Here is a 12,662-nt window from a genome sequence, read left to right on the forward strand (position 1 = left end):
ACTCTGGGGGAGCAAGGAACCAGTGGGAAGCAGGCACCTGGAAGTGCCTAGGTCACGAAGGAGTGCCCATGGCGACGAGGACCGCGGCGGAGCAGCGCGCGGAGGCCAAGCTGGCGTACGACGCCTTCCTCGCGGGCTGCCCCACCCGCACCGTGATGGAGACGATTGGCGACAAGTGGTCCGGCCTGGTCGTCACGGCGCTGGCCGACGGGCCGAAGCGCCACGGCGAGCTGCGGCGGGTGATCGCCGGCGTCAGCCAGAAGATGCTGACGCAGACCCTGCGCACCCTGGAGCGCGACGGGCTGGTCGACCGGGAGGTCACCGCGCAGGTGCCCGTCCGGGTGGACTACGCGCTGACGCCGCTGGGCGAGACGCTGGTGCCGGTGCTGGGCGCGCTCAAGGACTGGTCCGAGCTCCACATGGACCGCATCCTCGCGGCGCGCGAGGCGTTCGACGAGCAGGGCGCGCTCGCGCCGGTCTAGTCCTCGTGCCGGCGGCGCTGGCGCAGCTGCTCGCGCTGCACGGCGAAGACGTACGCGCAGATGGCGTCCTCGGCGTTCGGTGCGAGGTCCACGAACTGGAAGCCGAAGCCGCCCTTGGGGCTCAGCCCGACCGCCATCGCGGAGACGTGGAGCGGGCCGGCGGGGAGCTGGAGCGTGAGCCGCACCCGCGCCCCCGGCAGGAAGACCGAGTCGTTGGGGAAGGTGATGCGCACGCCGCTGGCCGAGAGGTCGCGCGCCTTGCCCTCCGTCGCGGCGCCCGTCGAGATGGTGGCGACCAGGGGCACCTCGACGAACACGCGCACGTGGCGGCGGCGCTGGACCGGCTGGACGTCCTCGATGGTGAGCTCGAGCTCCTCCTCGGCCAGCACGACGGACCCGGTGAGCCGGATCGCGCCGCCCTGGACGCCGAACGACACGGCGACGGTCCCGGGGTCGCGGACTCCGGTGGGCGGCAGCCCGACGCGCAGCCTGGGGCCGTCGGGGTGGGAGGAGTCGACCAGCGTGACGGCGACGGGCAGGGTTCCCCCGTCGACCTCGAGGACGACGGTGCTCCCGATCGCCACGTCCCGGAGCGCGGACTCCCTCGTCTCGCTCGCCACCGACATCGACCCGTCGTCCCTTCCGCTCTCGTCCCGGCGGGTCCCCCCAACCCTGTGTACCGAGCGGGATCGGCAGGCAGCGCACCGGACTTGAGCGCGTCACCCGTCCGGACCACGTCCGGGTGAACCTCCGCACCGGTGCAGGCGCTCCTAGCAGCGTGCGCACCTCCTCCCGCGCGGGGCTCGCCCTCGCCCTCCCGCTCGCCCTCGCCGGCACCGCTGCTGCCGCCCTGCCCGCCGCGGCGCTGGTCGCCGGCCCGGGCCCGGCGACGACCGTGCAGGGCATCGGCCTCTCCACGACGAGCGTGACCCTCCGCGGCACCCAGGTCCGTCTGGTGACCGTCACCGTGCACCTGGCCGACCCGGCGGGAGTCCGGCCGCGGGAGGCGGCGGTGGGCGAGGAGCGGTCGGCCACCTGCCCGTGCGCGAGGGTGGAGCCGCTGCGCCGCAGCCTCTCCCTCGGCTCGCGCACGGTCGTGCTCCGCCGCAGCGCGGGTACCCCGACCGACGGCACCTGGTCGGGGACGTTCCCAGTCTCCGCGCAGGACACCGGCGCCTGGACGGTCACGGAAGTCATCGGCGGCACGATCGACACCCGCGCGCAGGGCTTCCCCAGCGGCACGGGATGGGTCTCCACGCACGACGTGACGACGACGCCGCCACCCACGCTGAAGGTGACGGGCCGCACCCCGCTCGTCCTCACCGCCCGCGGCCGGAGCCCCCGCAAGGACACGCTCCAGGTGACGGGGACGGCGCGGGTCGGCGGTCGCCCCGCCGCCGGGCTGCTCCTCAGCGTCCGCGCGCTGCAGTGCGGCGACATCGAGGGACCGGGCGGCGTGCTGCGCCGGGTGCGGACGGACCGGGCCGGGACCTTCTCGACGGTGGTCTCCTCCCCCGCGTTCGCCGTCGACCTCGGCGTCTGCGTGACGTACGGGCCGACGGGCACCTCGTCGTCGACCGCCGTCTCCGCCTCGGCAGGTGCCTGATGCGACGCCTCCCCGCCGGCGCGCTCGCCGCGGCCCTGCTCGCCGTCCCCCTGCTCGGTCCGTTCGCCGCCCCCGCGCGGGCGGACGCTCGGCACGCGCCGGACGACCTCGTGGTGGCCTCGCTCGCCGGCGACGTATGGCAGGTCGCGGCCGACGGGTCGCGCCGCGCGCTGCTCGCGACCGCGGTCGACTCGACCGGCGCGACGCGGACGCACCTCGCCCTCTCACCCGACCGGACGTCGCTCGCCTACCTCACCGGCGGCGACGCGCTGCCGGAGGTCCACGTCCAGGGCGTCCGCGGCGGCGGCGTCCGCATCGTCGCCCGGCCCGACGCCCAGGGGCAAGGGGCGCCGACCGACCTGGAGTGGGCCGGGCCCTCCGCGCTCGTCGTGGCGGTCGCCGACGCGGGGAGGACTCCGCCGCAGGGCGCGCAGCTCGCCCGGGTCGGGGTGCAGCCCCCGGCCGTCGACGTGCTCGTCGGCAGCTCGCGCCTGGACGCCCCCACCGTGGACCAGGCGGACCCGAGCAGGGTCGTCGCCGTCGCGACCAGCGCCACGTCCTCGTCCCTCGTCTCCCTCGTCGGGGCCGGACCGGCCGTGCCGCTCCCCGGTCCCCTCGCGGCCGGCCTCGTCGCGAGCCCGGAGCTCTCCCCCGACGGGTCGCGCCTCGCGTGGCTGCACCAGGACGAGCCGACCGCGTACGGGGGCACGGCCGGCGGGGCCCAGCTGGTCGTCGGCGCGGGGGACGGCACGGGCGCCTCCGTCCTGCCCACCCCCGCCGGGATCGACCTCGGCCAGCCCGTGTGGGCGCCGGACGGGAGCGCGGTCTACGTCGAGGGCCGGACCCCGCAGCAGCAGGAGGGCACCATCACGGTCTGGCGGGTCCCGGTCGACGGCTCGCCCGCCCAGCCGCTCGCCCTGCCCGCGGAGCTCACCTCCTCGCTCGTCGCAGCCGTGCCCGCCGCCCCGGCCTCGCCGGTGACGGGGGCGACGGTCGTCACGGGCAGCTCGCAGGTACGGCTCGACTGGACCGTGCCCGCGGGCACTCCCGTCACGGTGACGCGGACCGACGGGCCCTTCGGCACGGGGCCTGGGATCCCGCTCGCGAGCGTCGGGAGCGCGGTCACCGACAGCACCGTCCAGCCGGGCAGCACCTACACCTACGTCATCACCCCGGCCGGCGGGGCTCCGCTCCTGCTCCCCGTCGCTGCCCAGAGCCCCCCGGTGCCGGTCTCGCTGCACGACCTCGGCGTGCAGGCGACGAACGGGACGTTCTACCCGCAGTACGTCGGCTGCGGCACCGTCTGCGCCGACGACGTGGGCACGCTGCAGTACGCCGTCCTGGACCGCCGGTCCCGGCTGCCCGGCTCGTTCACCAGCGTGCGGCGGGACCCCACCGGCCTGGCCTTCGGCTTCCTGCCGGTCCGCGTGGCGCCGGGCCGGGCGTACCTCCTCGAGGCGCGCGGGCGCGACGAGTTCGGCAACCTCACGACGGTCGTCCGCTCCGGTCCGTACCTCGCCCCGCTGGACGACCGCTCGCTCCGCGTGTCGCGCGGCTGGGCGCGTCCGCGCAGCAAGGCCTCCTGGCAGGGCACGCTCACCACCACCTCGAGCGCCGGGCGCACCGCCACCCTCGCGTTCACCGGCACGCGGGTCGCCGTGCTGGGCGACCGCGGGGCGCGGTACGGCGCCGCCGTCGTCACCCTCGACGGGAAGCAGGTCGGCCGGGCGCTCGAGCAGCGCAGCACGCCCGAGCAGAGCGTCGACGTGTGGACGAGCCGGACGCTGCCCCGTGGCCGGCACGTGCTGGTGCTCCGCACGACGGCGGTCGGGCGCGGACGGACGTTCACCGTGGACGGCATCACGGTCACGCCCTGACCTGCACCGGTCGGCGCAGCCTCAGCCCGCGAGGTGGCCCCAGTCCGGCAGCAGCTCGCGCCACGGGCCGGCAGCGACGACGCGCCCGTCCTCCAGCACGACGACGAGGTCGGCGCGGGCGAGCGCCGAGCGCTTCGAGCTGGTGCCGATGACGGTCGTGCCGCGGTGGCGCAGACCCTCCCACAGCTCGAGCTCGGTGCGCGCGTCGAGCGCGGACGAGACGTCGTCCGCGACGAGCAGCTCGGCCTCCGTGGCCAGCGCGCGGGCGAGGGCCAGCCGCTGCACCTGGCCCCCGGACAGCCGCACCCCCCGCTGCCCCACGAGCACGCCGTCGCCACCGGCCGCGGCGAGGTCGGAGTGCAGCCGCGCGGTCTCGAACGCCGGGTCGGGGGCGCGGTCGTGGTCGAGCGTGACGTTGTCGCGGAAGGACACCGAGAGCACCCGCGGCACCTGGCTGACGTAGGCGACCTGCCCGGGGCGGAGGAACTCCTGCGGCGAGCGCACCTCCTCGTCGTTCCAGAGGATGCGGCCCTCGTGGTCGACGAGCCCGGCCAGGCTGCGCAGCAGGCTGGACTTCCCCGAGCCCACGCGCCCGGCGAGCAGGACGACCGAGCCCCGGTCGACGGTGAGGTCGACCCCCTCCACCCCGACCGTGCCGTCCTCGTGGACCGCGGTGAGCCCCTCGAGGCGCAGGGTGCGCAGCGGGACGCGCGGGGCGGCGTCGGGCAGCGGCGAGCGCCCGGCGACGAGGTCGACCTGCGGCGGCAGGCTCACGAGGTCCGCGGTGCCGGCGAGCTGGGCCGCGGCCTGCAGCCAGCGGCGTGCCACGGGCGCCTCGGTCACCGCCGCCCCCATGACGATGCCGAACCACCCCATCCCGCTCACCGTCGTCGCGACGAGCACGGCGTCCGCGAGGCCCCAGCCGCCCGCGGCGTAGACCCCCCAGGCCGTGACCACCCCGGCCTGGACGAGGACGCCCGGCACGCTCATGAGCAGGGTGCGGACGCGGTACTCCCGCACGTGGGCGCGGACGCGCTGGGCGTCGACCCGCTCGAGCTGCGCCTGGACGGTGGCCGTGGCGCCCGAGAGCTTGACCGTACGGACCGCCTCGAGCGCGCTCGCCAGCTCCTGGCCGAGCCGGGCGCGCGCGTCGCCCGCCTCGCGCGCCGCCCGCCCGGCGAGCGGAGCGCCCAGCGCGCTCACCAGCGCGGGCAGGAGCAGTACGCCCAGCAGGACGAGCAGGGCGAGCGGCGACCCGCTGAGCGCGGCGGCCGCCGCGACCGCGATGGCCGCGAGGCAGACGTCGAGCCAGCGGTCGGCGTACCAGATGAGGCGGTCGGAGTCGAGGGCACGGGCGGTCACCTCGCCGGCGCTCGTCTGCTCCAGGCGGTGCTGCATCGTCTGACCGCGGAGGACCGCGAAGCGCACGCGCAGCGCGGCCGCCACCCACCAGCGGGGGTAGATGCGGAACGCCCCGGACACGAACACCGGACCGGCGACGAGGCAGGCGACGAGCACGAGGGCCAACGGCCAGGGCGTGCCCGAGCCGCTGCGCAGGTCGGCGACCAGGCGGCCCCAGACGAAGCCGCTGACGGCGCCGTAGACACCGAGCACCGTGGCGAGCCCGAAGCCGATGCCGCCGAGGAAGCCCCACTGCGGGTAGATCCGGAGCAGCGCCCAGACCGTGCGCGCGAGGCTGGGCCGCACGGTGGGGAGCGTGCGCGGCTCGCGCCGCCGCTCGGTCCGCGTCAGCGGCGCGGACACGCGCTCGCCCTCCGGGCTGCGGGTCCCGGCCGCCGCAAGCAGCTCGGCGAAGGGCCCGGGCGCGGTCACGAGCTCGTCGCGCCGGCCGTGCTGGACCACGCGACCGGCGTCGAGCACGGTCACCAGGTCGCACCGCTCGGTCGTGGCGAGCCGGTGCGCGACGACCAGGCCCGTACGGCCGGCGAGCAGCCGCTCGGAGGCGTGGACGACCCGGCGCTCGGTCTCCGGGTCCATCCGCGCGGTCGCCTCGTCGAGCACGACGACGCGCACGTCGCGCACCAGCAGCCGGGCGAAGGCGACGAGCTGCTGCTCCCCCGCTGACAGGAGCACGCCGCTCGGGCCGAGCACGGTGTCGAGGCCGTCGGGCAGCCCGGACACCCACTCCTCGAGGTCCAGCGCGGCGAACGCCGCCTCGACGTCCGCGCGGGCGACGTCGGCGAAGAGCGTGACGTTGTCGAGCAGCGACGCGGCCAGCAGCTCGGTCCGCTGGGTCACGACGCCGACCGCGCGGCGCAGCGCCTCGAGGTCGGTGGCGCGGACGTCCTGGCCGGCGACGAGGACCGTCCCCTCGGGCGGCTCCAGCGCACGCGGGAGGAACGAGGTCAGCGTGGACTTCCCCGAGCCCGTCCGGCCCACCAGCGCGCAGGTCAGGCCCGCCGGGACGCGGAAGGTCACGTCGTCGAGCGCGAACCCGGGCCCGTCGTCGTCGCCGAACGCGAAGGACAGGTGCCGGAACTCCACGTCCGCCGGGACGTCCGGCACCGGACGGCCGCCGTCCGGCTCCTGCGGCGAGTCGAGCAGGGCGCGTACGCGGGTCAGCGCCCCGATGCCGGCCTGGATCTCCGGCAGGTGCTGCGCGACCTGTCCGAGCTGCCCCACGAAGCTGCTGGCCAGCAGCCAGATCGTCACGAGGGCCGCGAGCGTCATGCGGTCGGCGGTGACCAGCGCGACCCCCGCGAGCGCGAGGACCGCCATGAGGCACTGCGCCGCCAGGCCCGTCCGCAGCTGCGTCGTGCTCGAGGCCGACGAGGTCGCGGAGACGCGCGCGAGCAGCGTGCTGGCCCGGCGGGCGTACTGGCGCAGGACGTGGGGCTGCCCGAGCGCGGTGCGCACGTCGTCGCGGCCGGCGACGGCCTCCTCGAACTGCGCCGCGTGCTCCGACCAGGCCACTTCCTCGGCGAGCTTGCGCCCGGCGACGGTACGTGCGCTGGGCCGCGCGACGAGCAGCGCGACGGCCGCCACGGCCGGGAAGAGCAGCCACGCCCACGGCCAGGTGAGCCCGGCGACGACCCAGGCGAGCACGGCGCGCAGCGCCGCCCGGGCGAGGTTGGTGCCCGTCGTGCGCAGCAGGTGCCCCGCCTGGTTGACGTCGTCGTCGACGCGGTCGAGCAGCTCCCCCACGGCCTGCTCCTGCAGCACGGGGAGCGGCTGGTGCAGCGCGCGGGCCAGCAGGTCGGCGCGGAGCCGCTGCTCGGCGCGGCCGATGACGCCCGAGACGACCGTCGAGCCGGCACCGTCGAGCAGGGCCGATCCCAGCAGCAGCACGGCGAGCAGGGCGACGTCGGAGCCCGCCGCGCCGGCGCCCCCGGCCAGCCGGCCGCCGACGACCGCGCCCAGCACCTCCGCGGCGGCGGCGAGCACGAGCAGCGCGAGCGCGGCCGTGGACCGGCGCCCGGCGAGGCGGCGCCAGCCCAGGCGGGCCGGGTCTCGGCGCACGGCTCCCCCTGGAGCTCGGAAGGGACGAGGACGGTGGAGCGGCGTGGCCGCACGGAGCGGGCACCGGCCGGCACGGCCGGCACGCGCCGGCACGCGTCGGCACCAGGTCGGCGTCGTGCCGGCGGCGGGCGCCCACCGAGCGCCGAGGCCGGCGCGACCGTGCCGCTCGGGCCGCGTCGTGCTCGAGCGGCCCCGAGCACGATACGCAGCGGGGCTGGTCCGGCGCCTGCCGTTTTCGGGCGGCCGGGGAGGCGTCGCGCTCCGGGGGGCGCCGGGCCCCGGCCCGGCTGGAGCCCCGCCTGGACCGCCTAGTGGCCGGCCTCCTGCCAGGTCCGCCCCGCGCCGACGCTGACGTCGAGCGGCACCGAGAGCTGCGCGGCCGCCCCCATCTCGCGGCGCACCAGCGCCTCGAGCTCCTCGCGCTCCCCGGCCGCCACCTCGAGCACGAGCTCGTCATGGACCTGCAGGAGCATCCGCGAGCGCAGCCCGGCCTCGACCAGGGCGGCGTCGACGCGGAGCATCGCGACCTTGACGATGTCCGCGGCCGAGCCCTGGATCGGCGCGTTGAGCGCCATCCGCTCGGCCATCTCGCGGCGCTGCCGGTTGTCGCTGACGAGGTCGGGCAGGTAGCGCCGGCGCCCCAGCACCGTCTCGGTGTAGCCGGAGCGACGGGCCTCGTCGACGACGTCGCGCAGGTAGTCGCGGACGCCGCCGAAGCGGACGAAGTACTCGTCCATGAGGCCCTGGGCCTCGCCGTAGTCGATCGAGAGCTGCTTGCCGAGCCCGTAGGCCGACAGCCCGTAGGCGAGGCCGTACGACATCGCCTTGATCTTCGCCCGCTGCCCGGGCGAGACGTCGGCCGGCGCCACGCCGAAGACGCGGGACGCGGTGAAGGCGTGGAGGTCCTCCCCCGACTGGAACGCCTCGATGAGCCCGGCGTCCTCCGAGAGGTGCGCCATGATCCGCATCTCGATCTGGCTGTAGTCGGCGGTGAGCAGCGTCTCGTAGGCCTCGCCGACGACGAAGCCCTCGCGGATCCGCCGGCCCTCCTCGGTGCGGATGGGGATGTTCTGCAGGTTGGGGTCGGTGCTGGAGAGCCGTCCGGTCGCCGCGATCGTCTGGTTGAAGGTCGTGTGGATGCGCCCGTCGTCGCGCACCTCGGCGAGCAGGCCGGTGACGGTCTGCTTGAGCCGGCTCGCGTCGCGGTGGCGCAGCAGGTGGGCGAGGAACGGGTGCTCGGTCTGCACGAACAGCGCCTGCAGCGCGTCGGCGTCCGTCGTGTAACCGGTCTTCGTCCGCTTGGTCTTCGGCATGCCGAGCTCGTCGAAGAGCACGACCTGCAGCTGCTTGGGCGAGCCGAGGTTGATCTCCTTGCCGATGACGTCGTACGCCGCGGCCGCCGCGAGCCCGACCTGGTCGCCGAAGTGCGACTCCAGCCCCTCGAGGTGCTCGAGGTCGACCGCGATGCCGGCGTGCTCCATGCGCCCGAGCAGCGGCACGAGCGGCAGCTCGACCTCCTGGAGCAGCCTGTCCTGGCCCTTGTCGGCGAGCTCCTGGTCCAGCGCGTCGGCCAGGTCGATGACGGCGCGGGCGCGGAGCATCGCCGCCTGCACCCGGGACTCCTCGTCGCCGCCGTCGAGGCTCAGCTGGCCGTCGTCGCCCTCCTGCTCGACCCGCAGCTCGCGCTTGAGGTAGCGCAGCACGAGGTCGGAGAGGTCGAAGGTGCGGGTGTCGGGCCGCGCGAGGTAGGCGGAGAGCTGGGTGTCGCTCGTGACCCCCGCCAGCCCCCAGCCGCGCTCGCGCAGCGCGTGCAGCGGGCCCTTCGCGTCGTGCAGCGCCTTCGGCCGCTCCGGGTCCGCGAGCCACGCGGCGAGCGCGGCGTCGTCCTCCTCCGACAGCCCGGTCGGGTCGACGTGGGCCGCGGTGCCGTCGGCGGCGGCCAGCGCGAGGCCGTGGACGTCGCCCGTGCCCGAGCCCCACGTCCCGACCACGTGGACGCCGGTGCGCCCGGCGCCGCTCGCGTGCGCGGCGAGCCACGACGCCACCGCGCCCGGCGCCAGGACCGCGCCGGCGAGCTCGAACCCCTCGTCCGACGTGGGCTCCGGCGGGGCGAACGCGGAGTAGAGCCGCTCGCGCAGCACGCGGAACTGCAGCGTGTCGAACAGCTGGTGGACGGCGTCGCGGTCCATCGACTGCCAGACGAGGTCGTCCGGCTGCTCGTCGATGGGGACCTCGGAGTCGAGCTGCGTGAGCTGGCGGTTGCGGATGACCTGCGCCAGGTGGGCACGCAGCGCGTCGCCCACCTTGCCCTTGACCTCGTCGACGTGGTCCACGAGGGACGAGAGCGAGCCGTGCTCGACGATCCACTTCGCCGCGGTCTTCTCACCGACGCTCGGGATGCTGGGGAGGTTGTCGCTCGGGTCTCCGCGCAGCGCCGCGAAGTCGGGGTACTGCTGCGGGCTGAGGCCGTAGCGCTCCTGCACGGCGTCCGGCGTCATGCGCGAGAGCTCGCTGACGCCCTTCTTCGGGTAGAGCACGGTCGTCCGCTCGCTGACGAGCTGGAAGGCGTCGCGGTCGCCGGTGCAGATGAGCACGTCGAAGCCCTGCGCCTCCGCCCGCTCGACGAGGGTGGCGATGACGTCGTCGGCCTCGTAGCCCGCGGCGGTGATGACGGGGATGCGCAGCGCCTCGAGCACCTCGCGGATGAGCGGCACCTGGGTGCCGAACTCGTCCGGCGACTTGGTGCGGTTCGCCTTGTACTCCGGGAAGGCCGCGGTGCGGAACGTCGCCCGGCCGACGTCGAACGCGACCGCGACGTGCGTCGGCTGCTCGTCGCGCAGGACGTTGATGAGCATCGAGGTGAAGCCGTAGACCGCGTTGGTCGGCTGCCCGGTCGAGGTCGAGAAGTTCTCCACCGGCAGCGCGTAGAACGCCCGGTAGGCCAGCGAGTGCCCGTCGAGCAGGAGCAGCCGCGCTCCCGTGCGCGCGGGGCGCTCCGGGGAGCCGGCGGAGGGCGCGAGGGTGCTGCTCTCGGTCACGCCCCCGATCGTAGGCGGACCCACCGACAGCACCGCGCCGTACGCTGCGCCCATGGCCGACCTCCCCGACCCCCTGCCCCTCGGCGCGCTGGCCGACCGCATGGGCATCGCGCTCACCACGGCGACGCCCGCGCTGGTGACGGGGACGATGCCGGTCGAGGGCAACACCCAGCCGTTCGGCGTGCTGCACGGCGGGGCCAGCGTCGTGCTCGCGGAGACGCTCGGGTCCGTCGGGGCCGCGCTGCACGCCCGGGCTGCGGGGCGCACGGCGGCGGGCGTGGAGATCAACGCCACGCACCACCGCGCGGTCCGCCGCGGCCTCGTCACCGGCACGGCCACCGCCGTGCACCTGGGTCGGACGATCGCGACGTACGAGGTCGTCATCACCGACGACGAGGGCCGGCGCACCTGCACCGCCCGGCTCACCTGCGCGGTCGTCGCCTCCGCCGGCTGACCCCTGCGTTCCCGGGGCGGCCCCGTTTGATCGGGGTCCCCGATCGAGGAGGGGTCACCACGAGGGGATCTCCTCGTGGTGAGCCCCATCTGATCGGGGACCCCGATCAACTGGGGGTGGAGCGGAGCGGGGCGCTACTCCGCGGCGCGGGCGAGCCGCAGCCGGCTGCGGCTGCGCATGGAGCGGCGGCGCGCCAGCAGGTCCTCGACGGCCGAGACCGCACCGGCGTCGGCCGCGAGCCGGCGGCGCACGGTGGCGACCGTCGCCGAGCGGCGGATGACGACGGGAGCGAAGCCGAGCCGCGCGAAGAAGCGGTTCTCGTCGCGGGTCTGCGGCAGCGTGCTCGTCATGATCTGGTCCGCGCCGACCTCCTCGGCGAACGCGGTCGCCGCGGCGACGAGGGCGTGGCCCACCCCGCGGCGGCGGTGCGACTGGCGCACGTGCATGAAGTGCAGGTGCACCGAGCGCGCGTCGAAGAGCACCGCGTAGGGCTGGTGGGTGAGGACGGCCATCCCCGCGATCTCGCCGTCGAGCTCGGCCACGAGGATGCGCAGGTCGGGGTCGGCCTCGGCCGCGTCGAGCCGCTCGTGCACGCCGCGCTCGGTGGGCACCGGGGCGACGCGGTCCATCGTGCGGGTGAGGTCCCGCAGCTCGGACCACAGCAGCAGCAGCCCGGGCGCGTCCTCGCGACGCGCCTTGCGCACCTGGACGTTGCCTCGGGGCACCGCTCCTCCTCCACAGCAGCCGGACACCGGACCTCGACGGCCGGCGCAGAACCGCACCCGCAGCTGCGCGCCGCAGTCCCGTCCCAGGCGGTCCTCTGCCTAGGGTGGTGCGGCGCCGCTCCAGCCCCCGTGCTCCGCCGGCCGCGGAGGCCCGGCGATCAAGCTCGGGGCGGAGCCTACGACGGACCCCGAACCTGCCGCTAGTCCTTCCTGCGAGATCAGGAGGGAGGAGGAGTGACCGATGCTGCCCGGAGCCGGGACGCTGCTCAACGTCACCACCATCGCGGGCGGGACGGGCCTCGGCTGCCTGCTCGGCGACCGGCTGCCCGCGCGGACCCGGGACGTCGTGACCGACGGTCTCGGCCTGGTGACGCTGCTGCTCGGCGGTCTCGACGCGGTGGCGGTGACCGACCCCTCCCTCGCCCGGGCGACGGCCCCCACGCCCCGCTGCTCGTCGTGCTCGCCGCGGTCCTCGTCGGCGGCGTCGCCGGGTCGCTGCTCCGGCTCGAGGACCGGCTGGAGGACCTCGGCGGGGCCCTGCGCGGTGCGCTGCTCCGGTCCGCGCGGGGCGGAGCCGGTCACGAGGGCCGCGAGCGCTTCGTCGCGGGCTTCGTCACCGCCAGCCTGGTCTTCTGCGTCGGCCCGCTGGCGGTCCTCGGCGCCCTCGACGACGGGCTCGGGCACGGCATCGAGTCCCTCGCGGTCAAGTCCGCCCTCGACGGCTTCGCCTCCGTCGCGTTCGCCGCCTCGCTCGGCTGGGGCGTGGGTGCCGCCGCCCTGCCGGTCGCCGCCTTGCAGGGCGCCTTCACCGTCGTCGGGCTGGTGCTCGGCGACGTCGTGCCCGAGGCCGACGTGACGGCGATGACGGCCACCGGGGGCCTGCTGCTCCTGGGCGTGGGCATGCGGCTGCTCCGCCTGCGCCAGGTCCCGGTCGCGGACCTGCTGCCGGCGCTGGCGGCCGCCCCGCTCATCACCGAGCTGGTGGCCGCCCTGCGCTGAG

9 protein-coding genes and 1 pseudogene are annotated in these 12,662 nt (G+C 76.0%); 6 read left to right on the forward strand and 4 right to left on the reverse strand.

Going from position 1 to position 12,662, the window contains the following annotated elements; translation table 11 throughout:
* The first annotated feature begins 68 nt into the window (after positions 1–68).
* Positions 69–482 (forward strand): winged helix-turn-helix transcriptional regulator, encoded by a 414-nt coding sequence (locus tag EV189_RS16005; RefSeq protein ID WP_130493982.1) that lies wholly within the window; start codon positions 69–71, stop codon positions 480–482.
* On the opposite strand, the gene EV189_RS16010 is transcribed toward EV189_RS16005, so the two are convergent.
* The gene (locus EV189_RS16010; RefSeq protein WP_165400337.1) at positions 479–1,066 is read right to left on the reverse strand and encodes a PilZ domain-containing protein; all 588 of its coding nucleotides are present in this window, start codon (positions 1,064–1,066) and stop codon (positions 479–481) included. The two genes, EV189_RS16005 and EV189_RS16010, sit on opposite strands and share 4 nt — an antisense overlap.
* Positions 1,067–1,260: 194 nt before the next feature.
* On the opposite strand from EV189_RS16010, the gene EV189_RS16015 reads away from it, so the two are divergent.
* Both EV189_RS16015 and EV189_RS16020 read left to right on the forward strand, forming a co-directional pair.
* Positions 1,261–2,088: a hypothetical protein gene (locus EV189_RS16015; protein WP_130493984.1), complete on the forward strand. Its 828-nt coding sequence runs from the start codon at positions 1,261–1,263 to the stop codon at positions 2,086–2,088.
* Positions 2,088–3,965: a hypothetical protein gene (locus tag EV189_RS16020; protein ID WP_130493985.1), complete on the forward strand. Its 1,878-nt coding sequence runs from the start codon at positions 2,088–2,090 to the stop codon at positions 3,963–3,965. The genes EV189_RS16015 and EV189_RS16020 overlap by 1 nt, the downstream gene beginning before the upstream one ends.
* 21 nt (positions 3,966–3,986) lie before the next feature.
* Here EV189_RS16020 and EV189_RS16025 read toward each other — a convergent pair whose 3' ends face one another.
* Positions 3,987–7,445, reverse strand: coding sequence for an ABC transporter ATP-binding protein (locus EV189_RS16025; RefSeq protein ID WP_130493986.1), 3,459 nt, complete (start codon positions 7,443–7,445; stop codon positions 3,987–3,989).
* Between the two features lie 308 nt (positions 7,446–7,753).
* A complete protein-coding gene (polA, locus tag EV189_RS16030) occupies positions 7,754–10,492 on the reverse strand; it encodes a DNA polymerase I (protein ID WP_407938154.1) in 2,739 nt (912 codons plus the stop codon).
* A gap of 43 nt (positions 10,493–10,535) precedes the next feature.
* Between polA and EV189_RS16035 the strand changes: the two genes are divergently transcribed.
* On the forward strand, positions 10,536–10,937 hold the full coding sequence (locus EV189_RS16035) for a hotdog fold thioesterase (RefSeq protein ID WP_130493988.1): 402 nt from the start codon (positions 10,536–10,538) through the stop codon (positions 10,935–10,937).
* Positions 10,938–11,071: 134 nt separating this feature from the next.
* Here EV189_RS16035 and EV189_RS16040 read toward each other — a convergent pair whose 3' ends face one another.
* On the reverse strand, positions 11,072–11,662 hold the full coding sequence (locus EV189_RS16040; protein WP_165400338.1) for a GNAT family N-acetyltransferase: 591 nt from the start codon (positions 11,660–11,662) through the stop codon (positions 11,072–11,074).
* Positions 11,663–11,903: 241 nt separating this feature from the next.
* Between EV189_RS16040 and EV189_RS21175 the strand changes: the two are divergent.
* Positions 11,904–12,005, forward strand: a pseudogene (locus EV189_RS21175) (DUF554 domain-containing protein); the annotation flags it as partial.
* 113 nt (positions 12,006–12,118) lie between these two features.
* Positions 12,119–12,661 (forward strand): DUF554 family protein, encoded by a 543-nt coding sequence (locus EV189_RS16045; RefSeq protein ID WP_269204198.1) that lies wholly within the window; start codon positions 12,119–12,121, stop codon positions 12,659–12,661.
* Position 12,662: the final 1 nt, after the last annotated feature.

It is taken from the genome of Motilibacter rhizosphaerae, assembly GCF_004216915.1.
GTDB lineage: Bacteria > Actinomycetota > Actinomycetes > Motilibacterales > Motilibacteraceae > Motilibacter > Motilibacter rhizosphaerae.

Bases quoted from the DNA above. Each gene is read 5' to 3' on its own strand.
- EV189_RS16005 (WP_130493982.1), top strand. From the start codon at position 69: ATGGCGACGAGGACCGCGGCGGAGCAGCGCGCGGAGGCCAAGCTGGCG.
- EV189_RS16035 (WP_130493988.1), top strand. From the start codon at position 10,536: ATGGCCGACCTCCCCGACCCCCTGCCCCTCGGCGCGCTGGCCGACCGC.
- EV189_RS16020 (WP_130493985.1), top strand. From the start codon at position 2,088: ATGCGACGCCTCCCCGCCGGCGCGCTCGCCGCGGCCCTGCTCGCCGTC.